Origin of the sequence: Streptomyces sp. NPDC087901 (assembly GCF_044742205.1) — a bacterium.
Classification (GTDB): Bacteria; Actinomycetota; Actinomycetes; order Streptomycetales; family Streptomycetaceae; genus Streptomyces.
Window position 1 is genome coordinate 501,527 of sequence record NZ_JBIUUC010000001.1, and the last position, 24,506, is coordinate 526,032.

Annotated in this window: 21 protein-coding genes; 17 read left to right on the forward strand and 4 right to left on the reverse strand. The window is 71.6% G+C overall.

The window, feature by feature from the left end:
* Nucleotides 1-2 precede the first annotated feature (2 nt).
* The 3 genes from ACIOEW_RS02150 to hemW all read left to right on the forward strand — a co-directional run bounded on the left by ACIOEW_RS02150 (nucleotide 3) and on the right by hemW (nucleotide 5,332).
* Nucleotides 3-1,892 carry an AMP-dependent synthetase/ligase gene (locus ACIOEW_RS02150; protein ID WP_401960541.1) on the forward strand — a complete coding sequence of 630 codons (1,890 nt, stop codon included), beginning with the start codon at nucleotides 3-5 and terminating at the stop codon, nucleotides 1,890-1,892.
* 213 nt (nucleotides 1,893-2,105) lie between these two features.
* On the forward strand, nucleotides 2,106-4,010 hold the full coding sequence (locus tag ACIOEW_RS02155) for a SpoIIE family protein phosphatase (protein ID WP_401961504.1): 1,905 nt from the start codon (nucleotides 2,106-2,108) through the stop codon (nucleotides 4,008-4,010).
* A gap of 89 nt (nucleotides 4,011-4,099) precedes the next feature.
* Nucleotides 4,100-5,332, forward strand: a complete 1,233-nt coding sequence (hemW, locus tag ACIOEW_RS02160; protein WP_326736132.1) for a radical SAM family heme chaperone HemW — start codon at nucleotides 4,100-4,102, stop codon at nucleotides 5,330-5,332.
* 101 nt (nucleotides 5,333-5,433) lie between these two features.
* Here hemW and ACIOEW_RS02165 read toward each other — a convergent pair whose 3' ends face one another.
* The gene (locus tag ACIOEW_RS02165; protein WP_362540810.1) at nucleotides 5,434-6,255 is read right to left on the reverse strand and encodes a DUF3097 domain-containing protein; all 822 of its coding nucleotides are present in this window, start codon (nucleotides 6,253-6,255) and stop codon (nucleotides 5,434-5,436) included.
* A 25-nt stretch (nucleotides 6,256-6,280) separates the two neighbouring features.
* Entirely contained in the window at nucleotides 6,281-7,012 is a 732-nt protein-coding gene (locus ACIOEW_RS02170) for an MBL fold metallo-hydrolase (RefSeq protein WP_362540813.1), read from the reverse strand.
* A 185-nt stretch (nucleotides 7,013-7,197) separates the two neighbouring features.
* Here ACIOEW_RS02170 and hrcA point away from each other — a divergent pair, with 185 nt between their 5' ends.
* The 9 genes from hrcA (at nucleotide 7,198) to ACIOEW_RS02215 (ending at nucleotide 17,665) form a co-directional block, all read left to right on the forward strand.
* Nucleotides 7,198-8,214 (forward strand): heat-inducible transcriptional repressor HrcA, encoded by a 1,017-nt coding sequence (gene hrcA / locus ACIOEW_RS02175; RefSeq protein WP_219573125.1) that lies wholly within the window; start codon nucleotides 7,198-7,200, stop codon nucleotides 8,212-8,214.
* Nucleotides 8,215-9,351, forward strand: coding sequence for a molecular chaperone DnaJ (gene dnaJ, locus ACIOEW_RS02180; protein WP_219573124.1), 1,137 nt, complete (start codon nucleotides 8,215-8,217; stop codon nucleotides 9,349-9,351).
* 124 nt (nucleotides 9,352-9,475) lie between these two features.
* Nucleotides 9,476-10,549, forward strand: coding sequence for a nitronate monooxygenase (locus ACIOEW_RS02185; protein ID WP_362540818.1), 1,074 nt, complete (start codon nucleotides 9,476-9,478; stop codon nucleotides 10,547-10,549).
* Nucleotides 10,546-11,292: a 16S rRNA (uracil(1498)-N(3))-methyltransferase gene (locus tag ACIOEW_RS02190; RefSeq protein WP_401960545.1), complete on the forward strand. Its 747-nt coding sequence runs from the start codon at nucleotides 10,546-10,548 to the stop codon at nucleotides 11,290-11,292. The genes ACIOEW_RS02185 and ACIOEW_RS02190 overlap by 4 nt, the downstream gene beginning before the upstream one ends.
* Before the next feature lie 123 nt (nucleotides 11,293-11,415).
* A complete protein-coding gene (locus ACIOEW_RS02195; protein ID WP_401960547.1) occupies nucleotides 11,416-11,919 on the forward strand; it encodes a hypothetical protein in 504 nt (167 codons plus the stop codon).
* 68 nt (nucleotides 11,920-11,987) lie between these two features.
* Nucleotides 11,988-15,203, forward strand: coding sequence for a S41 family peptidase (locus tag ACIOEW_RS02200; RefSeq protein WP_401960550.1), 3,216 nt, complete (start codon nucleotides 11,988-11,990; stop codon nucleotides 15,201-15,203).
* Between the two features lie 149 nt (nucleotides 15,204-15,352).
* Nucleotides 15,353-15,712: a histidine triad nucleotide-binding protein gene (locus ACIOEW_RS02205; protein WP_362540830.1), complete on the forward strand. Its 360-nt coding sequence runs from the start codon at nucleotides 15,353-15,355 to the stop codon at nucleotides 15,710-15,712.
* Nucleotides 15,713-15,727: 15 nt separating this feature from the next.
* Nucleotides 15,728-16,636, forward strand: coding sequence for a ribonuclease Z (locus ACIOEW_RS02210; protein ID WP_401960553.1), 909 nt, complete (start codon nucleotides 15,728-15,730; stop codon nucleotides 16,634-16,636).
* A gap of 36 nt (nucleotides 16,637-16,672) precedes the next feature.
* The gene (locus tag ACIOEW_RS02215) at nucleotides 16,673-17,665 is read left to right on the forward strand and encodes an adenosine deaminase (protein ID WP_401960555.1); all 993 of its coding nucleotides are present in this window, start codon (nucleotides 16,673-16,675) and stop codon (nucleotides 17,663-17,665) included.
* On the opposite strand, the gene ACIOEW_RS02220 is transcribed toward ACIOEW_RS02215, so the two are convergent.
* Nucleotides 17,629-18,984 (reverse strand): MFS transporter, encoded by a 1,356-nt coding sequence (locus ACIOEW_RS02220; protein ID WP_401960557.1) that lies wholly within the window; start codon nucleotides 18,982-18,984, stop codon nucleotides 17,629-17,631. The genes ACIOEW_RS02215 and ACIOEW_RS02220 overlap by 37 nt on opposite strands.
* Nucleotides 18,985-19,352: 368 nt before the next feature.
* On the opposite strand from ACIOEW_RS02220, the gene ACIOEW_RS02225 reads away from it, so the two are divergent.
* The 5 genes from ACIOEW_RS02225 to ACIOEW_RS02245 all read left to right on the forward strand — a co-directional run bounded on the left by ACIOEW_RS02225 (nucleotide 19,353) and on the right by ACIOEW_RS02245 (nucleotide 23,787).
* Nucleotides 19,353-20,465 carry a PfkB family carbohydrate kinase gene (locus ACIOEW_RS02225; RefSeq protein ID WP_362540842.1) on the forward strand — a complete coding sequence of 371 codons (1,113 nt, stop codon included), beginning with the start codon at nucleotides 19,353-19,355 and terminating at the stop codon, nucleotides 20,463-20,465.
* 132 nt (nucleotides 20,466-20,597) lie between these two features.
* Nucleotides 20,598-21,641: a PhoH family protein gene (locus tag ACIOEW_RS02230; protein ID WP_362540845.1), complete on the forward strand. Its 1,044-nt coding sequence runs from the start codon at nucleotides 20,598-20,600 to the stop codon at nucleotides 21,639-21,641.
* Between the two features lie 9 nt (nucleotides 21,642-21,650).
* Nucleotides 21,651-22,148, forward strand: a complete 498-nt coding sequence (gene ybeY, locus ACIOEW_RS02235) for an rRNA maturation RNase YbeY (protein WP_326662361.1) — start codon at nucleotides 21,651-21,653, stop codon at nucleotides 22,146-22,148.
* The gene (locus ACIOEW_RS02240; protein ID WP_362540848.1) at nucleotides 22,145-23,437 is read left to right on the forward strand and encodes a hemolysin family protein; all 1,293 of its coding nucleotides are present in this window, start codon (nucleotides 22,145-22,147) and stop codon (nucleotides 23,435-23,437) included. Before ybeY ends, ACIOEW_RS02240 begins: the two co-directional genes overlap by 4 nt.
* Nucleotides 23,434-23,787, forward strand: a complete 354-nt coding sequence (locus ACIOEW_RS02245) for an MmcQ/YjbR family DNA-binding protein (protein WP_362540851.1) — start codon at nucleotides 23,434-23,436, stop codon at nucleotides 23,785-23,787. The genes ACIOEW_RS02240 and ACIOEW_RS02245 overlap by 4 nt, the downstream gene beginning before the upstream one ends.
* Before the next feature lie 22 nt (nucleotides 23,788-23,809).
* Here the strand turns inward: ACIOEW_RS02245 and ACIOEW_RS02250 are convergent, their stop codons facing one another.
* Nucleotides 23,810-24,457, reverse strand: coding sequence for a dihydrofolate reductase family protein (locus tag ACIOEW_RS02250; protein ID WP_401960562.1), 648 nt, complete (start codon nucleotides 24,455-24,457; stop codon nucleotides 23,810-23,812).
* Between the last annotated feature and the right edge of the window lie 49 nt (nucleotides 24,458-24,506).

A 24,506-nucleotide genomic window follows, 5' to 3' on the forward strand; every position in this document is an offset into this window, starting at 1 on the left:
TCGTGAGCGACACAAAGACCATGATCGAGAACCGTCCGCCCTCCGTGGCGACCCTCTTCATCGACCGGGTGGCGGCCACCCCGGACGGGGAGGCCTACCGCTACCCCGTCCCCGCGGCCGCCGGCCAGGGCCCCGACGAGTGGAAGTCGCTCAGCTGGGGACAGGCCGCCGAGCGGGTCTACGCCATCGCGGCCGGGCTGATCGCTCTGGGCGTGCAACCGGAGGAGCGCGTCGCGCTCGCCGCGAGCACCCGGGTCGAATGGATCCTGGCCGACCTCGGGGTCACGTGCGCGGGCGCCGCGACCACCACGATCTACCCCTCGACGAACACCGAGGAGTCGGCGTTCATCCTCGCCGACTCCGAGAGCCGGGTGCTGATCGCCGAGGACGCCGCACAGCTGGCCAAGGCCCGCGAGCGCCGCGCCGAGCTGCCGAACCTCACGCACGTCGTCGTCATCGACGCCGAGGGCGCCGGACCGGCCGAGGGTGACCCGGAGGGCTGGGTGCTCACGCTGGCCGACCTGGAGGCCCTGGGCGCCGGGCACCTGGCCAAGAACCCGGACGCGATCACCGAGCGGGTCGACGCGATCACCCCCGAGCAGCTCGCCACCCTCATCTACACCTCGGGCACCACGGGCCGCCCCAAGGGCGTACGGCTGCCGCACGACAACTGGTCGTACATGGCCAAGGCCACCGTCGCCACCGGGCTGATCACCAAGGACGACGTCCAGTACCTCTGGCTGCCGCTCGCGCACGTCTTCGGCAAGGTCCTCACCTCCGGCCAGATCGAGGTGGGGCACGTCACCGCCGTCGACGGCCGGGTCGACAAGATCATCGAGAACCTGCCCGTCGTCCAGCCGACCTACATGGCGGCCGTCCCCCGGATCTTCGAGAAGGTCTACAACGGAGTCGCGGCCAAGGCCCGTGCCGGTGGCGGGGCCAAGTACAAGATCTTCCTCTGGGCGGCCGGGGTCGCCCGCGAGTACGCGAAGGTCTCCCAGGACAACTTCCGGCGCACCGGAACCCCCTCCGTCCCCTTCGCGCTCGGCGCCAAGCACAAGGTCGCCGACACCCTTGTCTTCGCCAAGATCCGCGAGGCCTTCGGCGGCCGGCTCCGCGCCTGTGTCTCCGGCTCCGCCGCACTCGCTCCCGAGATCGGCTTCTTCTTCGCCGGCGCCGGAATCCACATCCTGGAGGGCTACGGCCTCACCGAGACGAGCGCGGCCTCGTTCGTCAACCCGGGCGAGGCCTACCGCACCGGCACCGTCGGCAAGCCGCTCCCCGGCACCGAGGTCCGGATCGCCGACGACGGCGAGATCCTCCTGCGCGGCCCCGGTGTGATGCAGGGCTACCAGGGGCTGCCCGAGAAGACGGCCGAGGTGCTGGAGGCCGACGGCTGGTTCCACACCGGCGACATCGGGGAGCTGTCCGTGGACGGCTACCTGCGGATCACCGACCGCAAGAAGGACCTGATCAAGACGTCCGGCGGCAAGTACATCGCGCCGGCCGAGGTCGAGGGCCAGTTCAAGGCGGTCTGTCCGTTCGTCTCCAACATCCTGGTGCACGGCGCGGACCGTAACTTCTGCACCGCGCTCATCGCCCTCGACGAGCCGACCATCCTCGACTGGGCCGCCGAGAACGGCATGGAGGGCAAGTCCTACGCGGACGTCGTGGCCTCCCCGCGGACCGTCGAGCTCATCGACGGCTACGTGAAGCGCCTCAACGAGGGACTGCAGCGCTGGCAGACCATCAAGCAGTTCCGGCTGCTCCCGCGCGACCTCGACATCGAGCACGGCGAGGTCACCCCCAGCCTCAAGCTGAAGCGGCCGGTCGTCGAGCGTGCGTACAAGGACCTGATCGAAGACATGTACGCGGGCTCCCGCGAGGCGTAGCGACCGGCCTCCCGGCCTGTTCCCGGCACCCGGCCCCCGCGCCCAGCGCGTGGGGCCGGGCGGTGTTCTCCAGGAACTTCGGTAACTCGACGCGTATGCGAAGGGTCGATCTGTCACTCTGTCCCTGTCGTCAGCGGCGCATAGAGGGTCCGTCTTAACGGAGAACAGGCAGAGCGAGAACAGGTCAGGAGCCGCCCTGTGGGGTCCATTCCCTTGCAGCGGGACATCGTGCAACGTCCCGGAACCACTGGCGCGTCCGCGGGCGCACAGCCCGTCGCGCGGACGAGCCTGCCCGGGAACCTGCTCGCGCCCTCCGCGGCCCGGCGGTTCGTCGCGGCGGCGCTCGCCGAATGGAGCGGGCTCGGGCTGCCCGCGGCCGTCGGCTTCAGCGAGCGGCTGTCCGACGACGCGGCGGTCGTCGTCAGCGAACTCGTCACCAACGCCGTCGTGCACGCCGGGACCAACGTCGAACTGCTCTTCCGGCTGGAGGAGGCGACCGAGGACGAGGCCTCCGCGCTCGTCCTGGAGGTCTCCGACCACCACCCGGCCCGCGCTGTGCGCAGCGACCGTCCCGAGGACGGCACGGGGGGCGAGGACGGACCGGGGGAGCCCGCCGAGTACGGGCGGGGCCTGGAGCTCGTCGCCACCCTCGCCGAGCGCTGGGGCATCACCTACCGCACCGGCCTCAAGACCGTCTGGGCCCGGCTCCCCGTCGACGACTGGAACCCCTTTCCCGACGCGCGCCCGGAGGCCGGATTCCAGCGCGGACTGCGCGCCGCCGAACTGCTCGCCCCCACCGCCCGCCGCGCCCTGCGCGACGACGCGGACTGGGCGGGCCGCGGCGCGCTGTCGTTCCTCGCCGAGGCCTCGGACCTGCTGGCCGGCCAGCTCGACGAGGACATCGTGGCCGCGCTCGCCGGACAGTTACTCGTGCCCCGGCTCGCCGACTGGTGCGCGATCTGGCTGGAGCCCGAGACCGCAGGCCGCGCGGCCGTCCCGCGGCTCGCCAAGGTCTGGCATGTCGACGAGACCCGCATCCAGCCGCTGCGCACCCTGCTGGAAGGCGACCCGCTCCGGCTTCCCGAGCGGGTCGGCACCGGACCCGTGTCGATGCCGTGGCCCGGCAGCGCGGAGGACGGCGGGCAGCCGGACGGGCTCGAAGGCGTCGCGCTCGCCTACCGGATCACCTCGGGCGGCCGCACCCTGGGAGCCGTACTCCTCGGCCGTGAAGGCATCGCCCGGGTCCCCGACGAGGTCACGGCGCTCATCGAGGACTTCGTACGCAGGGTCGGTCTCGCCGTCGGCGCCGCCCGCGCCTACACCCGGCAGGCCACCATCAGCCGCATCCTCCAGCGCGGACTGCTGCCCAGCAAGGTCGCCGACATACCGGGCGTCGCCAGCTCCCTGGTCTACGAGCCCAGCGACGACGGGGTGGTCGGCGGTGACTTCTACGACATCTTCCCGTGTCCCAACGACCGCTGGTGCTTCGTCCTCGGCGACGTCCAGGGCAGCGGCCCCGAGGCGGCCGTCGTGACCGGACTCGCCCGCCCCTGGCTGCGGCTGCTGGCCCGTGAGGGCTTCCAGGCCGACGAGGTCCTGGTCCGTCTCAACCGGCTGCTCCTCGACGACGCGATGGAGGCCGCCGAGGCGGCCGCACTGATGGTCGCCGCCGCCGGCGGCCAGCACTCGGCGGACAGCGGACAGTCCCGGTTCCTCTCCCTGCTGTACGGGGAGCTCGTGCCGCTGCCCGGCGGCGGCGCCCGCTGCACCCTGGTCAGCGCCGGGCACCCGTTGCCGCTGCTGCTGCGCCCCGACGGCACCGTGCGGCCGGCCGCCGAACCGCAACTGCTCCTCGGCGTCATGGACGATGCCGTCTACGAGACCCAGAGCTTTGACCTCGCCCCCGGCGACAGCCTCCTGTGCGTCACCGACGGGGTCACGGAGCGGCGCTCGGGCCCCCTGATGTTCGACGACGGCGACGGGCTGGCGCAGGCGCTCTCCGGCTGCGCCGGACTGACCGCGGAGGGGATCGCGGACCGCATCAAGCACGCCGTGCACGCCTTCGCCGAGCGCCCGCCGGACGACGACCTGGCGCTGCTGGTCCTGCAGGCCCAGTAGCGGCGGCCAAGCGCCCGAGGCCATCCGGCCGCCCCTGTGCCGTCCGGGCGTGGCGTCCGGACGGCGGGCGGCGCGCGACAATGGACGGTATGCCTTCCGTACTGCCCGATGGTGAGCCCGTGCCCGACGACGGGGCGCTGCCCCGCCATGCCCTGGAAGGCGCCGCCGAACGCCCGCTCGGCTTCTACCTGCACGTGCCGTACTGCGCGACCCGCTGCGGCTACTGCGACTTCAACACCTACACCGCGACCGAGCTGCGCGGCTCCGGCGGTGCGCTGGCCTCCCGGGACAACTACGCCTCCCACCTCATCGGCGAGGTCCGCCAGGCCCGCAAGGTCCTCGGGGACGACCCCCGCCAGGTCCGTACGGTCTTCGTCGGAGGCGGTACGCCGACGCTGCTGGCCGCCGCCGACCTGGTCCGGATGCTGGCGGCGATCCGGGAGGAGTTCGGCCTCGCGGACGATGCCGAGATCACCACCGAGGCCAACCCGGAGTCCGTCGGGCCCGCCTACCTGGCCGAGCTGCGCGAAGGCGGCTTCAACCGGATCTCCTTCGGGATGCAGAGCGCCCGGCAGCACGTCCTGAAGATCCTCGACCGCACCCACACCCCCGGCCGGCCCGAGGCCTGTGTCGCCGAGGCCAGGGCGGCCGGCTTCGAGCACGTCAACCTCGACCTGATCTACGGCACCCCGGGGGAGTCCGACGACGACTGGCGCGCCTCCCTCGACGCGGCGATCGGCGCCGGGCCCGACCATGTGTCGGCGTACGCCCTGATCGTCGAGGAGGGCACCCAGCTGGCCCGCCGGATCAAGCGCGGCGAGATCCCGATGACGGACGACGACGCGCACGCCGACCGGTATCTCATCGCCGACGAGGCGATGGCCGCGGCCGGCTTCTCCTGGTACGAGGTGTCGAACTGGGCCCGGACGCCCGAGGGCCGCTGCCTGCACAACGAGCTGTACTGGCGCGGGGCCGACTGGTGGGGCGCCGGACCCGGCGCGCACAGCCACGTCGGCGGCGTGCGCTGGTGGAACGTGAAGCACCCCGGGGCGTACGCGCAGGCGCTCGCCGAGGGGCGCTCGCCCGGCGCGGGCCGCGAGATCCTCTCAGCGGAGGACCGGCGGGTCGAGCGCATCCTGCTGGAGCTCCGGCTCGTCGACGGCTGCCCGCTGTCGCTGCTCGCCCCGGCCGGCCTTGCGGCGGCGGGGAGGGCGGTGGACGACGGCCTGCTGGAGCCCGGCCCGTACGGGGAGGGGCGCGCGGTGCTTACCCTGCGCGGGCGGCTGCTGGCGGACGCGGTGGTGCGGGACCTGGTGGACTGAGGGAACAGGGCTACGAGGGCGGGCCGGCCGAGAGCGCAGCCACTACGGGGGTGGGTTGAGAGGGCGGGCCTGCGAGGGTGGGTTGAGAGGGCGGGCCGGGCCTACTCGACAGGGGCCGTCACGAAGTCGATGAGATGCTCCACACACCCCAGCAGCTCCGGCTCCAGGTCCTTGTAGGACCGCACCCGCGACAGGATGTGCTGCCAGGCCGCACCCGTGTTCTCAGGCCACCCCAGCGACCGGCACACACCCGTCTTCCAGTCCTGGCCGCGCGGCACCACCGGCCATCCGGGAATCCCGACGGAGGACGGCTTCACGGCCTCCCACACGTCGATGTACGGGTGGCCGACCACCAGGACGTTCCCGTCCGAGATCTGCGCCGCGATCCGGGACTCCTTGGAGCCCGGTACGAGATGGTCGACCAGCACCCCCAGACGCGCGTCCGGACCCGGTGAGAACTCGCGCACGATCGCGGGGAGGTCGTCGACGCCCTCCAGGTACTCCACGACCACGCCCTCGATGCGCAGGTCGTCGCCCCAGACCCGCTCCACCAGCTCGGCGTCGTGCCGCCCCTCCACGTAGATCCGCCCCGCCCGCGCCACCCGGGCCCGCGCCCCGGGCACCGCCACCGAGCCGGAGGCCGTACGGGCCGGCCGGACCGGGCCGCCCGCCGAAGGGCGCACCAGCGTGACGACCCGGCCCTCCAGCAGGAAGCCGCGCGGCGCCATCGGGAAGACCCGGTGCTTGCCGAAGCGGTCCTCCAGGGTCACCGTCGGGCCCTCGGCCGTCTTCTCGCACCGGATCACCGCGCCGCAGAAGCCGGTGGCGACGTCCTCCACGACCAGATCGGGCTCGGCGGGCACCTCGGGGACGGGGGCGGACTTCTTCCACGGCGGGGTCAGGTCCGGCTGGTAGCTGCGCATCGGACGACGATAAGCGGGGAACGGGCTACGACACGCCGAACCGAGCAGCAAGGTCGTCGCGTTGGGCCCGGACGAACGCGGCGTCCACCACCGCCCCGTGCCCCGGCACGTACAGCGCGTCCTCGCCGCCCAGCTCCAGCAGCCGGTCCAGCGCCGCCGGCCAGCGTGCGGGAAAGGCGTCCGGGCCCGCCTGGGGCTCACCGGACTCCTCGACCAGGTCGCCGCAGAACACGATCGCGGGGGAGCCGGGGACGCCGGGGACCAGCACCGCCAGATCGTGACCGCTGTGCGCCGGACCGGCGTTCACGAGCAGCACCTCGCGCCCGCCGCCCAGATCGAGCGTCCACTCGGCGCACACCTCGTGAGGGGGCGCCACCAGCACATCGGCGGACTCGGCGGCGTCGTGCTCGGGCAGGCCGTGCCGCACCGCGTCGGCGTGCAACTCGTCCGCCCCGCGCCGCAGGAGATCCGCCGCGCCCACCGCGCCGTACACCTGCGTCCCGGCGAAGGCCGCCGTGCCCAGCACATGATCGAAGTGGGGGTGGCTGAGTGCGATATGCGTCACCCTTCGGCCCAGCAGCGCCTGTGCCTGGGTGCGTACCTCCACCGCTTCACGGAGTGACGACCCGGTGTCGCAGAGCAGTACTCCGTCGGTCCCGGCCACGAGGGCGACCGTCGCATCCCACACCGGAAGGCGTCGCCGGCCCACTCCGTGTCCGAGTCGCTCCCAGCCGAACTCTTCCCAAGAGGCGTCCATACGACGACGCTATCGGCAACGACCTGCGCAGTCTCGCGGTAGCGTGGCCGGTCGCCCTTGCTAGGGGGCTACCCCGTCGCCGTACACTGGCCGGGGGATTGCTGGCACTCGTACGCACAGAGTGCCAGGAGAAGACCCGGGAACGGCCCGAGAACCACCGAGGTACACAGCTGGAGGTGTGCGCGATGCTCAGCGAACGCAGACTCGAAGTGCTGCGCGCCATCGTCCAGGACTATGTCGGCACCGAGGAGCCCGTCGGCTCCAAGGCGCTCACGGAGCGGCACAAGCTGGGGGTCTCCCCGGCCACCGTCCGCAACGACATGGCGGTGCTGGAGGACGAGGGCTTCATCGCCCAGCCGCACACCAGTGCGGGACGCATCCCGACGGACAAGGGTTACCGGCTCTTCGTCGACAAGCTCGCGGGCGTCAAGCCCCTGTCGTCGCCGGAGCGCCGTGCCATTCAGAATTTCCTCGACGGCGCGGTCGACCTCGACGATGTCGTGGGACGTACCGTACGGCTGCTCGCGCAGCTGACCCGGCAGGTCGCCGTCGTGCAGTACCCCTCGCTGACCCGCTCGACGGTGCGGCACGTGGAACTGCTGTCCCTGGCCCCCGCCCGGCTGATGCTCGTGCTGATCACGGACACCGGCCGGGTCGAACAGCGGCTGGTCGACTGCCCCGCGCCGTTCGGCGAGACCTCTCTCGCCGATCTGCGGGCCCGGCTCAACAGCCGGGTCGTGGGACGCCGTTTCGCGGACGTTCCGCAGCTGGTGCAGGACCTGCCGGAATCCTTCGAGAGCGAGGACCGGGGAACCGTGTCCACCGTGCTCTCGATCCTGCTCGAATGCCTCGTCGAGGAGACGGAGGAGCGGCTGATGATCGGCGGCACCTCCAACCTCACCCGCTTCGGGCACGACTTCCCTGTGATGATCCGGCCGGTGCTGGAGGCGTTGGAGGAGCAGGTCGTGCTGCTGAAGCTGCTCGGCGAGGCCAAGGACTCGGGCATGACCGTACGTATCGGGCACGAGAACGCCCACGAGGGGCTCAACTCCACGTCCGTCGTCGCGGTCGGCTACGGTTCGGGCGACGAGGCAGTCGCCAAACTCGGCGTGGTCGGACCGACCCGCATGGACTACCCCGGAACGATGGGAGCGGTACGCGCAGTGGCACGTTACGTCGGACAGATCCTGGCGGAGTCGTAAGTGGCCACGGACTACTACGCCGTACTCGGCGTGCGCCGCGACGCTTCGCAGGACGAGATCAAGAAGGCCTTCCGGAGGCTCGCCCGCGAGCTGCACCCGGATGTGAACCCCGATCCGAAGACCCAGGAGCGGTTCAAGGAGATCAACGCCGCTTACGAGGTGTTGTCGGACGCTCAGAAGAAGCAGGTCTACGACCTCGGCGGCGACCCGCTGTCCGCCTCCGGAGGTGGTGGCGCGGGCGGATTCGGACAGGGTGGCTTCGGCAACTTCTCCGACATCATGGACGCGTTCTTCGGTACGGCGTCGCAGCGCGGACCCCGTTCGCGCACCCGTCGCGGCCAGGACGCCATGATCAGGCTGGAGATCGACCTCTCCGAGTCGGCCTTCGGTACGACCAAGGACATCCAGGTCGACACGGCCGTCGTCTGTACGACCTGCAGCGGTGAGGGTGCCGCACCCGGCACCTCCGCCCAGACCTGTGACATGTGCCGCGGCCGCGGCGAGGTCTCCCAGGTCACACGGTCGTTCCTCGGCCAGGTCATGACCTCGCGGCCCTGCCCCCAGTGCCAGGGCTTCGGTACGGTCGTGCCGACGCCGTGCCCGGAGTGCGCCGGTGACGGCCGCATCCGCTCGCGGCGCACGCTCACCGTGAAGATCCCCGCCGGTGTCGACAACGGCACCCGGATCCAGCTCGCGGGCGAGGGTGAGGTCGGCCCCGGCGGCGGCCCGGCCGGTGATCTCTACGTCGAGATCCACGAGCTGCCGCACGCCGTGTTCCAGCGGCGCGGCGACGATCTGCACTGCACGGTCACCATCCCGATGACGGCGGCGGCCCTCGGCACCAAGGTGCCGCTGGAGACGCTCGACGGGCTGGAGGAGGTCGACATCCGGCCGGGCACCCAGTCCGGCCAGTCCGTCCCGCTGCACGGGCGCGGCATCACGCACCTGCGAGGCGGCGGGCGCGGCGACCTGATCGTGCACGTCGAGGTGATGACCCCGACGAAGATGGACCCGGAGCAGGAGCGCCTTCTGCGCGAGCTGTCGAAACTGCGCGGCGAGGAGCGGCCCACCGGCCAGTTCCAGCCCGGGCAGCAGGGCCTGTTCTCGCGACTGAAGGACGCGTTCAACGGCCGCTAGGGCTGCGACCGAGTCGCGCAACGATGTCGTACGGGCCCGGTTTCCGGGCCCGTACCGCATTGCGGACAAAACATGGCAGCGGGGTGCGCATGACCGGACACAGGGGACATGACACGATGCGGTCATGTCATCCGCGTTGACCGATCTCTGCCGGTATCCGATCGTGCAGGCCCCGATGGCGGGCGGAACCTCCTGTCCGCAGCTCGTCGCGGCCGTCGCCGAGGCCGGCGGACTCGGCTTCCTGGCCGCCGGGTACAAGACGACGGACGGCATGTACAACGAGGTCAAGCAGGTGCGCGGGCTCACCGGCCAGCCCTTCGGCGTCAATCTCTTCATGCCGCAGCCGAACCTCGCCGACCCGGCAGCCGTCGAGGTGTACCGGCACCAGCTCGCGGGCGAGACCTCCTGGTACGAGACCCCGCTCGGCGACACCGACACCGGCGGCGACGACGGCTACGAGGCGAAGCTCGCCATCCTGCTGGAGGACCCCGTCCCGGTCGTCTCCTTCACCTTCGGCTGCCCCTCCCGCGACACCCTCGACGCGTTCGCCGCGGTGGGTACGTACACGGTCGTCACGGTCACCTCGCCCGAGGAGGCACAGGCCGCCCAGTGGGCGGGCGCCGACGCCGTCTGCGCCCAGGGCATCGAGGCGGGCGGCCACCAGTCCACGTTCCGCGACGACCCGCAGATCGACGGCGCCGGGACCGGGCTGCTCTGCCTACTGGCCCAGGTGCGCGAGACCGTGCAGATACCGATCATCGCCGCGGGCGGGGTGATGCGCGGCTCCCAGATCGCCGCGGTGCTGGCGGCGGGTGCCGATGCCGCGCAGCTCGGCACCGCCTTCCTGGCCTGCCCCGAGTCGGGCGCCCATCTCCTGCACAAGCAGGCCCTCACCAATCCGCTGTTCGTCCGCACCACCCTGACCCGGGCGTTCTCCGGGCGCCCGGCCCGCGGACTGGTCAACCGCTTCGTGCGCGAGCACGGACCCTACGCCCCCGCCGCCTATCCTCAGGTGCACCAGCTGACCGCCGTGCTGCGCAAGGCGGCGGCCAAGGCCGGGGACGCGCAGGGCATGGCACTGTGGGCGGGGCAGGGACACCGGATGGCGCGCGAGCTTCCCGCCGGCCGGCTGGTCAGGCTGCTGGCCGAGGAACTGGACGCCGCACGGACGGCAGTGAGCACAAGGAGTACACAGTGACGGCACCCGTCTTCGTCGTCGACCGGATGCCGCAGGGGCCGGGCTTCGTTCTGGAAGGGCCCGAGGGGCGGCACGCCGTCTCCGTGAAACGCCTGCACGCCGGTGAGGACGTCGTCCTGACGGATGGCCGGGGCCGCTGGGCGGAAGGCGTCGTGAGCGCCGCCGAGGGCAAGGACCGGCTGGTGATCACCGGCCTGGAGTCCGTCCACGAGGAACCCCGGCCCGGCGTCCGTATCACCGTCGTCCAGGCGCTGCCCAAGGGTGACCGCGGCGAGGTCGCCGTCGAGACGATGACGGAGACCGGCGTCGATGCGATCGTGCCGTGGCAGGCCGCGCGCTGCATCACCCAGTGGAAGGGTGACCGAGGCCTCAAGTCCCTGGCGAAGTGGCGCAATACGGCCCGTGAGGCCGGCAAGCAGTCGCGCCGGGTCCGGTTCCCTGACGTGGCGGACGCGGCAACGACCAAACAGGTTGCCGCACTTCTGGCCACAGCCGACTTCGCTGCAGTGCTGCACGAGGACCGGGGGTTCGACAGCGAGCCGCTGGCCACTGTCGCCCTGCCCGACGAGGGTGAGATCGTGCTGGTCGTAGGGCCTGAAGGCGGCGTCTCACCCGAGGAGTTGGCCGTCTTCGCCGGCGCGGGCGCCCGGACCTGCCGCCTGGGACCGACCGTGCTGCGCACGTCGACGGCGGGCACCGCGGCGACTGCGCTGCTGCTGGGGCGCACGGGCCGCTGGTCGTAGAGGCCCCCCTCCGGGGCAGTTGTGGCCGCAAGCGGTCTACCGCTGCGCCAGGAACGGTGGGAAGCTGCCCGTATGGGGACATCAAGGGCATGGGGCCGCCGAAGGCCCCGTCGCATTCCGGCCGTGATCTGCCTCGCGGCCGCAGCTGTCGCGGGCCTCGCCGCCTGCGAACCCGTGGACGGACTGAACACCGCGTCCATCGCCGTGACCACGGACCGCACCGCCACCAGCGCCCTGGAGCACGAGGGCGTGCAGGTGCAGTGGCTGACCTGCAGGGCGAACGTGGAAGGGGACGGGGCGAAGACGCCGTCCGCGCGGGCCGGTTCGGCCACCGCCTCCACGCGCCGCGTCGCCGACGTCGACTGCAGCGGCAGGACGAAGGACGGCCGGGACATAAAGATCACCGGCCAGGTCCGGCAGGCGGTCGACGGCCGGTGCGTACGCGGTGACCTGACCGCGAAGGCCGGCGCCCGGACCGTGTTCCGGGCCACCCTGCTCGGCAACTGCGAGGCGCCGCCCTCGACCCACGCACCGGGCAACGGGGGCGGCGGCAGCGGTGGCGGGGGAGGGGCCCGGCCGACGGTGACCGTGACCGTGACCGTCACCGAACACCCCCAGGGGAAGTGAGCGGCCCGGACGGCGGACTCCGGCCAACATCGTTCCGCCGGCCACGGCCGCGGCCTAGGCTGATCGTTGTGACACAGCCTTCCTACCTCCGGTATCCCCATGTCCAGGGCGACTCGATCGCCTTCACCGCCGAGGACGATGTCTGGCTCGCGCCGCTCGACGGCGGCCGAGCCTGGCGTGTCAGCGCCGACAACCGCCCCGTCACCCAGCCGCGGATATCTCCCGACGGCACCCTCGTCGCCTGGACGTCCACCCGGGACGGGGCACCCGAGGTACACGTCGCCCCCGTTGACGGCGGCCCCTCCCGGCGGCTGACCCACTGGGGCGACGCGCGGACCGCCGTGCGCGGCTGGACACCCGACGGCGACGTACTGGTCACCAGCACCCAGGGCCAGGTCTCGCTCCGGCGCAGCTGGGCCCGCGCCGTCCCCGTCGACGGCGGTCCGGCACGGACCCTCCCGTACGGACCGGTCGGCTCGCTCGCGTACGGGCCCGGCGGACGGGTCCTGCTGCTCTCGGCCACCATGGGGCGCGAGGCCGCCACCTGGAAGCGCTACCGGGGCGGCACGGCGGGCAAGCTCTGGATCGCGGCCGAGGGGGACCCGGCGGAGTTCGTACGCGTCCACGAGGAGCTCGACGGCAACATCGAGTGCCCCCTGTGGGTCGGCGACCGCATCGCCTTCCTCTCCGATCACGAAGGCGTCGGCGCGCTCCACTCCTCCCTCCCCGACGGCACGGACCTGCGCCGGCACACCGGCATCGAAGGCTTCTACGCCCGGCACGCCACCACCGACGGCACCCGCGTCGCCTACGCGTCCGCCGGTGAACTGTGGCTCCTGGACAGCCTGGAGAGCGACGCGCCCCGCCGCCTCGACATCCGGCTCGGCGGCCAGCGCGCCGACCTCCAGCCGCACTCCGTGCACGCGGGCAGCCACCTGCACACCGCATCCCCCGACCGCACCGGCCGCGGCAGCGCCGTCGGGTCCCGCGGTGCCGTCCACTGGGTCACACACCGCGAGGGCCCGGCCCGCGCACTCGCCGTCGAACCCGGCGTACGGGCCAGGCTGCCCCACACCTTCCAGGCCGACGGCGACCAGCACGTCGTCTGGGTCACCGACGCCGAGGGCGACGACGCGCTGGAGTGCGCACCCGCCACCGGGACCGGACCGGGTGCCGTGCCGCGCCGCCTCGCCGCAGGCCGGATCGGCCGGGTCCTCGACCTGGTCCCCGCACCCGACGGCAGCCGCTTCGCCGTCGCCGCCCACGACGGACGCGTCCTCATCGTCGAGCGGGAGAGCGGCGAGGTCCACGAGGTGGACCGCAGCGAGCACGGCGACGCCTCCGGGCTCGTCTTCTCGCCCGACTCCGCCTGGCTCGCCTGGTCGCACCCCGGCCCCGAACCGCTGAGCCAGCTCAAGCTCGCCCACCTCGCCGACCTGTCGGTCTCGGAGGCGACCCCGCTGCGGTTCCGGGACTTCGCACCCGCCTTCACCGCCGACGGGAAGCACCTGGCATTCCTCTCCGAGCGGGCCTTCGACCCGGTCTACGACTCCCACGTCTTCGACCTGGCGTTCATCGGAGCCTGCCGGCCGCACCTGCTGACGCTCGCCGCGACCACCCCCTCCCCGTTCGGACCGCAGCTCCACGGCCGCCCGACCGAGAAGGAGAAGGGCGGAGACGGCGAGGACAACCCCACCGCGCTCCCCGTCACCCGCATCGACCTGGACGGCCTCGCGGACCGGATCGTCCCGCTGCCCGTCGAGGCCGCCAGCTACTCCTCGCTGCGGGCAGCAAGGGACGGGCTGTTGTGGCTGCGCCACCCGGTGACCGGAGTCCTCGGCACGAGCGCCCCCACCCCAGACGCCCGCCACCCCGAGCCCGTCCTGGAGCGGTACGACCTGGAGAAGCTGCGCTGCGAGGAACTCGCCTCCGACATCAGCCGGTTCGCGGTCAGCGGCGACGGCAAGCGCCTCGTCCTGCACAGCCACGGCAAGCTGCGCGTCGTCCCGTCCGACAGCCGGGTGTCCGGTGGCTCCGACGACGACAGCGACGACAACAACATCACCGTCGACCTCTCCCGGGTCCGCCGCACTCTCGACCCGGCCGCCGAATGGCGCCAGATGTACGACGAGGCCGGCCGCATCATGCGGGACAACTTCTGGCGCTCCGACATGGGCGGTATCGACTGGGACGGCGTCCTGGACCGCTACCGGCCCGTACTCGAGCGCGTCGCCACGCACGACGACCTCATCGACCTCCTGTGGGAGGTCCAGGGCGAACTCGGCACCTCGCACGCCTATGTGACCCCCTCCGGCGGCTGGCGCGACGACTCCGCCCGGCAGGGCCTGCTCGGCGCCGACCTCTCGCGCGCGGACGACGGGAGCTGGCGCATCGACCGCATCCTGCCGTCCGAGACCTCCGACCCGGCCGCCCGTGCGCCGCTCGCCGCACCCGGCGTCGCCGTCCGTGCGGGTGACGCGATCGTGGCAGTCGACGGACACCCCGTCGACCCGCTCACCGGTCCCGCACAGCTGCTCACCGGCTCGGCCGGGAAACCCGTCGAGCTGACCGTCTCGCCGGTCGACGGCGGCGACCCGCGCCACGTCGTCGTCGTGCCGATCGCCGACGAGGAGGCCCTGCGCTACCACGCGTGGGTCGCCGGCCGGCGCGCATACGTGCACGAGCAGTCCGGCGGGCGGCTCGGCTACCTCCATGTCCCCGACATGGTCGGTTCGGGCTGGGCCCAGATCCACCGCGATCTGCGCACCGAGGTCGCCCGCGAGGGCCTGGTGGTGGACGTACGGGAGAACCGCGGCGGCCACACCTCACAGCTGGTGGTGGAGAAGCTCGCCCGCCGCATCGTCGGCTGGGACCTGCCCCGCGGCATGCGGCCCTACAGCTACCCGGGTGACGCACCGCGCGGTCCCGTCGTGGCCGTCGCGAACGAGTTCTCCGGCTCGGACGGCGACATCGTGAACGCGGCGATCAAGGCACTGAACATCGGCCCCGTGGTCGGCGTACGCACCTGGGGCGGAGTGGTGGGCATCGACAGCCGGTACCGGCTCGTCGACGGCACGCTGGTCACCCAGCCCAAGTACGCCTTCTGGCTGGAGGGATACGGCTGGGGCGTCGAGAACCACGGCGTCGATCCCGACGTCGAGGTCGTCATGGCGCCGCAGGACCACGTGGCGGGCCGGGACCCGCAGCTGGACGAGGCGATCCGGATCGCACTGGAGGCGCTGACCCGCACGCCCGCGAAGGTGGCGCCGGCACTGCCGGAGTGAGCTTCAGGCCTCTCCAGCGATTGAGGTCCGGGGTTCAGCGGGGGCAGCACCCCCGCTGAACCCCGGACCCCGCGCCTCGAACGCCGCAGGGGCCGGGTGCCCCGCTAGGCTGCCCCGTAACGGATCACCGAGACAGAGGAGCGCACCCCATGGCAGGAGAACCGCAGCCCGACTGCCTGTTCTGCAAGATCGTCTCGGGCGACATCCCGGCCACCATCGTCCGGGAGACCGACACCACGGTCGCCTTCCGCGACATCAATCCCCAGGCCCCCACCCACGTCCTGGTCATCCCGCGCGTCCACCACCCCGACGCCGCGTCCCTCGCCGCCGCCGAGCCGCAGATCCTCGCCGACATCCTGAGCGAGGCCGGACACGTCGCCGCCGAGGAGAAGGTCGACGAGACCGGATACCGGGTCGTGTTCAACACCGGCGCCGGAGCCGGGCAGACCGTCTTCCACGCGCACGCCCACGTCCTGGGCGGCCGCGGTCTCCAGTGGCCCCCCGGCTAGCGACGGCCGCACCCCATGTCGTCACGTGAACTCGTCGTCCTCGGCACCGCCAGCCAGGTCCCGACCCGGCACCGCAACCACAACGGCTACCTGCTGCGCTGGGACGGCGAGGGCATCCTCTTCGATCCCGGCGAGGGCACCCAGCGCCAGATGCTGCGGGCCGGCGTCGCCGCGCACGACATCGACCGGATCTGCGTCACGCACTTCCACGGCGACCACTCGCTGGGCCTCGCCGGGGTGATCCAGCGGATCAACCTCGACCAGGTCCCGCACCCCGTCATCGCGCACTACCCGGCGAGCGGACAGCACTTCTTCGAACGGCTGCGGTACGCCACCGCCTACCGGGAGTCCGTCGAGCTGACCGAGGCCCCGGTCGCCGCCGACGGGCCGCTGGCCACCACGGACACGTACACCCTCAGCAGCTACAGGCTCTCGCACCCCGTCGAGTCGTACGGCTACCGGCTCGTCGAGCCCGACGGGCGGCGCATGCTGCCCGCGAAACTCGCCGAGCACGGCATCGCGGGACCGGACGTCGGCCGGCTCCAGCGCGAGGGCGCCCTCGGTGGTGTCACCCTCGACGACGTCTCCGAGCACAGGCGCGGACAGCGGTTCGCGTTCATCATGGACACGAGGCTCTGCGACGGCGTGTACGTGCTCGCCGAAGGGTGCGACATGCTGGTCATCGAGTCGACCTTCCTCGACGAGGACGGAAGACTGGCCACCGACCACGGCCATCTGACCGCCGGACAGGCGGCCCGGGTCGCGCGGGAAGCGGGTGTACGGCACCTCGTGCTCACCCACTTCTCCCAGCGCTACCCGGACCCGGAAGTCTTCGAGACCCAGGCCCGGGCGGCCGGGTTCGAGGGCGAACTGACCATTGCCCAGGACCTGATCCGGGTCCCGGTACCGACCCGTCACCCGTGACACGTAACAGCATCACCATGCGTAAGTGAGAACACCGTGCATCTCCCCAAAGCAGAACTCCACCTCCACATCGAAGGAACCCTCGAACCCGAGCTGGCCTTCGCGCTCGCCGCACGCAACGGCGTGCCGCTGCCCTACGCGGACACCGAGGAGCTGCGCACCGCCTACCTCTTCGACGACCTGCAGAGCTTCCTCGACCTGTACTACGCGCTGATGGCGGTGCTGCGGACCGAGGACGACTTCACCGAACTCGCCGACGCCTACCTCACCCGCGCCGCCGCCCAGGGCGTGCGCCACGCCGAGATCTTCTTCGACCCGCAGGCGCACACCGCCCGCGGTGTGGCCATCGGCACCGTCGTCGAGGGGCTCGGCCGTGCGCTGGAGCGCAGCGAGGAGAAGCACGGCATCTCCACCCAGCTGATCATGTGCTTCCTGCGCGACCAGTCCGCCGAATCGGCGCTGGAGACCCTGGAGACCGCGAAGCCGCACCTGCACCGGATCAGCGCCGTCGGCCTGGACTCCGCCGAGGTCGGCCACCCGCCCGCCAAGTTCCGCGAGGTGTACGCCGCGGCCGAGGCGCTCGGACTCCGCAAGGTCGCCCACGCGGGCGAGGAGGGGCCGCCGGCGTACATCACCGAGGCGCTCGACGTGCTCGGCGTGGAGCGCATCGACCACGGGCTGCGCTGCATGGAGGACCCGGAGCTCGTGAAGCGGCTGGCCGCCGACCGGGTGCCGCTCACGCTCTGCCCGCTGTCCAACGTACGGCTGCGCGCCATCGACACGCTGGAGGAGCACCCGCTGCGGGCCATGATGGACGCCGGGCTGCTCTGCACGGTGAACTCCGACGACCCCGCCTACTTCGGCGGATACGTCGGAGACACCTTCCACGCGGTCCATGAGGCGCTCGGCCTGGAGCGCGAGCAGTTGCGCACCCTGGCCCGCAACTCCTTCGAGGCGGCCTTCCTCGACCACGACGAGGAGCGCAGGGCGCGCTACCTGTCCGAGGTCGAGGCGTACGCGTTCGACTGACCGCCACCCGACGGGCCGGCCGTCCGGAACGCACTCCTGACCAGACGCCGGCGGCGCAGCGCGGGCAGGCTTATCTCCGTGACGGCCTGCTCGGGCGCGCCTAGCTTCGGTACCGCGCCGGGCACCGCACCGGTGGTGACCGCGAGCAGGGCCGCCGGAGCGCCACCCCTGCGGCGCACCGAACCCGGCACCAGCGGACGCCCGCCGGTGTGCAGCGCGACCGCCGTCACCGGGACCGCGACCAGCAGGGTCACGGCGCCCAGGATCAGCCCCATCACCGGGAAGCCGGCCCCCTCGGACAGCACGCTGCCGAGCACCGGACCGCTGGCCACGCCGACCGACGAGGCCGAGCCCGCCAGGACCGCCCAGCGCCCGCGCACGTCCAGGGACGCGGCCAGGCCGATCAGATACGACAGGACCACCGGGTAGACGGTGTTCCACAGGATCTCGCCGGTCGCGAACGAGCCGAGGCTCCCGGCCGACGAGCTGAGCACGATGCTCGCCGCGATCACCACGGTGCCCAGACCGATCGGCACCGCCCGTCCGAGCCGTGCGCCCAGCACCCCGGCGCCCATCACACCCAGCAGACCGGCGCCGAGCGCGGCGGCGAACACCGCGCCGATGGTGATCTCGGAGAGCCCGACCTGGTCCACGCCGATGCGGCTGCTGACCCCCCACAGCGCGTTCTGCGCCATGGACCAGACGAGCATGCCGCCCGCCAGCACCAGGCCCGAGCGGCGGTGCGGCAGCCGTCCCGACGCGGGGACGGCCGGACCGGCCGGAACCGGGCTGCCGAGCCGGGAGGTGGCCGGCCAGACGAGCAGCGCGACCAGCGCGATCGATGCGAACGGGAGCCGGTGGCCCCCGCCCAGGTGCGGGATCGTCAGATACAGGGCGCCCGCGGTGGCCGAGACGCTCAACAGCCCCAGGGACGAAGTCCGGTGCGGATCACGCTGGGCTGCGATGCCCGCCGCGGCCACCGCGGTCGCCGTGCCGGAACCGAAACCGCCCACCACCGCGCCCAGGACCACCAGCGGCACGGACCCCGCCAGCGCGGCGCAGCCGTACCCCAGCACGGCCAGCACCAGGCCGATCCGCGCCGGCCTCCGCGGCCCGTACGTCTCGACGCGGCCCGCCAGGCAGAAGCCGGCCGAGGCCGAGCTCAACAGCAGGGCGCTGCCGACCAGACCGGCCTGTGCCGTGCTGAGGCCCAGATAGACGGAGAGCCGTCCCACGATGGTGGGGAGCAGATAGGCGGCGAGGTAACCGGCGGTGAACACGGCAACCAGAGGCCACGCGGCGCGAGGGCGCGAGGACATGGGCGTTCCTGAAGACATGCCAGAAGAGGCGGAGAAGGCAGAGGAGGGCAATGCGAGAACTGCGAAAGATGAGAGAACTGCGAGAAATACGAGAAATGCTGAAAATGCGGGGGTTCGGCACACTCGTCGGTTAGGTCGCCAACGGTGGTCGCGGGCCAATTTGTATCAAGTGCTCCCGGTCGACCGAAAGCCGCCATGCTGTGATCTGCATCACTTATGCGTTTGCCGTGTTTCTATGCGGGTACCAGCGCATGTTTATGCAGGTCAGCCTCTGCGCGCGAAGAACCGCAGAGACCCGGCGCGGACCCGGCGCACACACACGGGAGTCGGGCACACTGGCCGGAACCGCCACGACCGGGGAGTGCAAGGTGAGCACCGACATCCCAGCCATCGACCCACTGGACGGGCTGCGCGCGCCGCAGGACCCCGACTGCGACGTCTTCCTCACCGGCACGGTCTTCCTCGACATCATCTTCACCGGCCTGGACAGCGCCCCGGTGCGCGGCACCGAGTCCTGGGCCCGCGGCATGGGATCCAGCCCCGGCGGCGTCGCCAACATGGCCACCGCGCTCGCCCGCCTCGGCCTCCGCACCTCACTCGCCGCCGCGTTCGGCGACGACCACTACGGCGAGTACTGCTGGGACGCCCTCGAACAGGGTGAGGGCATCGACCTGTCCCTGTCGCACACCGTCCGCGGCTGGCACTCCCCGGTGACCGTCTCGATGGCGTACGAGGGCGAGCGGACGATGGTCTCGCACGGCCACGAGGCCCCGCCCCCGCCCGCGTTCGCCTCCACGGGAGCTCCCGCCACCTCCTCCCCCCGGTGCCCGCCCCGGGCCAGGGCCGCCATCGCCTCGCTCGCCCCCGGCCGCAGCGAACCCTGGGTCGCCACGGCGGCCCGCCAGGGGGCCGTGGTCTTCGCCGACGTCGGCTGGGACGAGACCGGCCGCTGGGACCTGGACGGCCTGACCGACCTGAAGCACTGCCAGGCCTTCCTCCCCAATGCCGAGGAGGCCATGCGCTACACCCGCACCGACTGCCCCCGCGCCGCCGCGCACGCCCTCGCCGAGCGGGTTCCGCTCGCCGTCGTCACCCTCGGCGCCGAGGGCGCCTACGCGGTCGACGCGGCCACCGGGACCACTGCCGAGGTCCCCGCGATCGCGGTCGAGGCCCTGGACCCGACCGGCGCGGGCGATGTCTTCGTGGCCGGCTTCGTCACCGGCACCCTCGCCAACTGGCCGCTCGCCGACCGCCTCGCCTTCGCCGGCCTCACCGCGGCCCTCTCGGTCCAGGAGTTCGGCGGCTCGCTCTCCGCCCCCGGCTGGGCGGAGATCGCCGCCTGGTGGCAGCGGATCCGTACCGTCAGCGACCAGGACCCGGCCGCACTCCAGCGGTACGCCTTCCTCCAGGACCTGCTCCCCGCGGCTACCCGCCCCTGGCCGCTGCGCCGGGCCGTCCCGACCATCGGCTTCCGTCCGTAACCCGGCGGTCGCCTCCCGCCCGCGAAAACCTCTCGGTGTTGTCAGTACGGAGTCGTAGGCTGGATACACCTGAGGTTCTCGAGCAGCGAGAACCGTGCAACGGGAGGTATGCGCAGGCCCGAGGGCCGGCCCATGACTCAGACACCCACACAGCCGCAGGCGCGTGCCCACATCAGCATTCCGGCCGCTCACCCGATGGTGATGCTGCTGGGAGCGGGCGACTCGCTGCTGCGCGTGATCGAAGCGGCGTTCCCGGCGGCCGACATCCACGTCCGGGGCAATGACATAAACGCGACGGGCGACACGGCGGACATCGCCCTGATCCAGCGCCTGTTCGACGAGATGGTGCTGGTGCTCCGCACCGGTCAGCCGATGACGGAGGACGCCGTGGAACGTTCGATCGCGATGCTCAAGGCCAGCGACAACGGCCAGGCGGACGGCACCGAGACCCCGGCCGAGGTGCTCACGCAGAACATCCTCTCCAGCCGCGGCCGCACGATCCGCCCCAAGACGCTCAACCAGAAGCGGTATGTCGACGCGATCGACAAGCACACGATCGTCTTCGGCATCGGCCCGGCCGGTACCGGCAAGACGTACCTCGCCATGGCCAAGGCGGTCCAGGCCCTGCTGTCCAAGCAGGTCAGCCGGATCATCCTGACCCGCCCGGCGGTCGAGGCCGGTGAGCGGCTCGGCTTCCTGCCCGGCACGCTCTTCGACAAGATCGACCCGTATCTGCGCCCGCTCTACGACGCGCTGCACGACATGCTCGACCCGGACTCGATCCCGCGGCTGATGGCGGCGGGCACGATCGAGGTCGCACCGCTGGCATACATGAGGGGTCGCACCCTCAATGATGCTTTCATCATCCTGGACGAGGCGCAGAACACCAGCGCCGAGCAGATGAAGATGTTCCTGACCCGGCTCGGCTTCGACTCGAAGATCGTCGTCACCGGTGACGTCACCCAGGTCGACCTCCCGACCGGCACCAAGAGCGGTCTGCGTCAGGTCCAGGACATCCTGGAGGGCATCGACGACGTGCACTTCTCCCGGCTCACCTCCCAGGATGTCGTCCGGCACAAGCTGGTCGGCCGTATCGTCGACGCGTACGAGAAGTACGACAGCGACCAGGACGGCCAGGCCGGCAAGGGCCAGGGCCGACATAACGGGAAGCAGTAGCAGCGCACCATGTCGATCGACGTCAACAACGAGTCCGGAACCGAGGTCGACGAGCAGGCGATCCTCGACATCGCCCGCTATGCGCTCGCGCGGATGAGGATCCACCCGCTGTCCGAACTCTCGGTGATCGTGGTGGACTCCGCCGCCATGGAACAGCTCCACATCCAGTGGATGGACCTGCCGGGCCCGACGGATGTCATGTCCTTCCCGATGGACGAGCTGCGTCCGCCGGCCAAGGACGACGAGGAGCCCCCGCAGGGGCTCCTCGGTGACATCGTGCTCTGCCCGGAGGTCGCCAAGAAGCAGGGCGAGGACGCCGAGACGCAGCACTCCATGGACGAGGAGCTCCAGCTCCTCACCGTCCACGGGGTGCTGCACCTGCTCGGCTACGACCACGAGGAGCCCGACGAGAAGGCCGAGATGTTCGGTCTTCAGGCGGCGATCGTGGACGGCTGGCGCGGCGAGCACGGCATGACCGGCCCGTCGCCCGCACCCACCGTCTCGTGAGCCTGCCTCTCGTCTTCGGGGTCGTTCTGCTGGTCGTCGTCGGCTGGCTGGCGGCCTGCGCCGAGGCCGGCATCGCGCGTACGTCGAGCTTCCGGGCCGCCGAGGCGGTCCGCTCGGGGCGGCGCGGCAGCGACAAGCTGGAACAGGTCGCGGCCGATCCGACGCGCTATCTCAATGTCGCCCTGCTGGTGCGGGTCGCCTGCGAGATGGCGGCCGGGGTGCTCGTCACGTACGCCTGCCTGAAGGAGTTCCCGGAGACCTGGCAGGCGCTGGCCGTCGCCATGGGTGTGATGGTCCTCGTCTCCTATGTCGCCATCGGTGTGTCGCCACGCACCATCGGCCGTCAGCACCCGCTGAACACGGCCACGGCGGCGGCGTACGTCCTGCTGCCGCTGGCCCGGATCATGGGGCCGATTCCGCAGCTGCTGATCCTCATCGGCAACGCCCTGACGCCGGGCAAGGGTTTCCGCAAGGGGCCGTTCGCCAGCGAGGCCGAGCTGCGGGCGATGGTCGACCTCGCCGAGCAGGAGTCGCTGATCGAGGACGAGGAGCGCCGCATGGTGCACTCCGTCTTCGAGCTCGGTGACACGCTCGTGCGCGAGGTGATGGTGCCGCGTACCGACCTGGTCTGCATCGAGCGCTACAAGACGATCCGGCAGGCGCTGACCCTGGCTCTGCGTTCCGGATTCTCGCGTATCCCCGTCACCGGGGAGAACGAGGACGACATCGTCGGGATCGTCTACCTCAAGGACCTGGTCCGCAAGACGCACATCAACCGGGACTCCGAGGCCGATCTGGTCTCCAGCGCGATGCGTCCGGCGGCGTTCGTGCCCGACACGAAGAACGCCGGTGACCTGCTGCGGGAGATGCAGCAGGACCGCAGCCACGTCGCCGTCGTCATCGACGAGTACGGCGGCACGGCGGGCATCGTCACGATCGAGGACATCCTGGAGGAGATCGTCGGCGAGATCACCGACGAGTACGACCGTGAGCTCCCGCCGGTCCAGGCGCTGGAGAACGGCTGCTTCCGGGTGACGGCCCGGCTGGACATCGGTGACCTCGGCGAGCTGTTCGGCCTCGACGAGTACGACGACGAGGACGTGGAGACCGTCGGCGGCCTGCTCGCGAAGGCGCTGGGCCGGGTCCCGATCGCGGGTGCCTCGTCCCAGGTCGAGCTCCCCGACGGGCGCCGGCTGCGGCTGACCGCGGAGTCCACGGCGGGCCGGCGGAACAAGATCGTCACGGTGCTGGTGGAGCCGGTGGCTCCCGAGGAGGAGGCGACGGCATGACACCGCAGCAACTGAGGGCGTTCTGCCTGGAGTTCAACGCGAGCGTGGAGGAGTTCCCGTTCGGGCCGGAGGCGTCCGTCTTCAAGGTGCTCGGCAAGATGTTCGCGCTGAGCACGCTGGACGCCCGGCCGCTGACGGTGAACCTCAAGTGCGACCCCGACGACGCGGTGCGGCTCCGGGAGGAGTACGAGGCCGTGGCGCCGGGGTGGCACATGAACAAGCGGCACTGGAACACCGTGACGGTCGGCCGTCTGCCGGACGCCAAGCTGCGTGAGCTGATCGAGGACAGTTACGACCTCGTGGTGGCGAAGCTGCCCCGGGCGGAGCGGCTGCGGCTCGACCGGGCGTAGGCGCGGTCCGGGGCCGGGCCGGTCACTTCCGCCAGAGCAGGTGGTGCACCACCGCGCCGCCCGGGCTGGGGACGCGCTCCAGATGGAAGCGGTCCGTCAGGTCGTCGGGGCTCTCCCACAGCCGTTCGCCGCCGCCGAATTCGACCGGTGCGACGGCGACGTGCATCGAGTCGATGAGGTCGGCGGCGAGGAACTCCCGGACCGTGGCGACACCGCCGCCGATGCGTACGTCCTTGCCCTCGGCGGCGTCGAAGGCCCGGGCGAGCGCGTCCTTGGGGGACGCGTCGAGGAAGTGGAACGTGGTCTCCCCGAGCGTGATCGAAGGGCGTTCGTGATGGGTGAGGACGAACACCGGGGTGTGGAACGGGGGTTCCTCGCCCCACCAGCCCTCCCAGTCGTGGTTCTCCCACGGACCGCGCTGGGGGCCGAACTTGTTGCGGCCCATGATCTCGGCGCCGATGTTGTTGGTGAAGTCGCGGGTGAAGTAGTCGTCCAGGCCGAGGGTGCCCCCGGGGTCGGTCCGGTTGGGCCAGTGGGCGGTGGCACCGGCCCAGGAGATGAGCGAGCCGGGGTCGACGTTGCCGAACGGACGTTCGAGAGTTTGCCCCTCCCCGGCGCCGTAGCCGTCTCGGGAGACACAGAAGTTCTGGACGCGGACCAGCTGTTTCATCGAATCCCTCTCCGGTTGCGATCTGCAACTGGTTCGTAAGCTATCTAGA

What these genes read in the sequence shown, in the direction of transcription:
- hemW (WP_326736132.1), top strand. Translation starts at nt 4,100, where the DNA reads ATGCCTTCCGTACTGCCCGATGGTGAGCCCGTGCCCGACGACGGGGCG.
- ACIOEW_RS02165 (WP_362540810.1), bottom strand. Translation starts at nt 6,255, where the DNA reads ATGCGCAGCTACCAGCCGGACCTGACCCCGCCGTGGAAGAAGTCCGCC.
- ACIOEW_RS02170 (WP_362540813.1), bottom strand. Translation starts at nt 7,012, where the DNA reads ATGGACGCCTCTTGGGAAGAGTTCGGCTGGGAGCGACTCGGACACGGA.
- hrcA (WP_219573125.1), top strand. Translation starts at nt 7,198, where the DNA reads ATGCTCAGCGAACGCAGACTCGAAGTGCTGCGCGCCATCGTCCAGGAC.
- ACIOEW_RS02185 (WP_362540818.1), top strand. Translation starts at nt 9,476, where the DNA reads ATGTCATCCGCGTTGACCGATCTCTGCCGGTATCCGATCGTGCAGGCC.
- ACIOEW_RS02205 (WP_362540830.1), top strand. Translation starts at nt 15,353, where the DNA reads ATGGCAGGAGAACCGCAGCCCGACTGCCTGTTCTGCAAGATCGTCTCG.
- ACIOEW_RS02210 (WP_401960553.1), top strand. Translation starts at nt 15,728, where the DNA reads ATGTCGTCACGTGAACTCGTCGTCCTCGGCACCGCCAGCCAGGTCCCG.
- ACIOEW_RS02220 (WP_401960557.1), bottom strand. Translation starts at nt 18,984, where the DNA reads ATGTCCTCGCGCCCTCGCGCCGCGTGGCCTCTGGTTGCCGTGTTCACC.
- ACIOEW_RS02230 (WP_362540845.1), top strand. Translation starts at nt 20,598, where the DNA reads ATGACTCAGACACCCACACAGCCGCAGGCGCGTGCCCACATCAGCATT.
- ybeY (WP_326662361.1), top strand. Translation starts at nt 21,651, where the DNA reads ATGTCGATCGACGTCAACAACGAGTCCGGAACCGAGGTCGACGAGCAG.
- ACIOEW_RS02245 (WP_362540851.1), top strand. Translation starts at nt 23,434, where the DNA reads ATGACACCGCAGCAACTGAGGGCGTTCTGCCTGGAGTTCAACGCGAGC.
- ACIOEW_RS02250 (WP_401960562.1), bottom strand. Translation starts at nt 24,457, where the DNA reads ATGAAACAGCTGGTCCGCGTCCAGAACTTCTGTGTCTCCCGAGACGGC.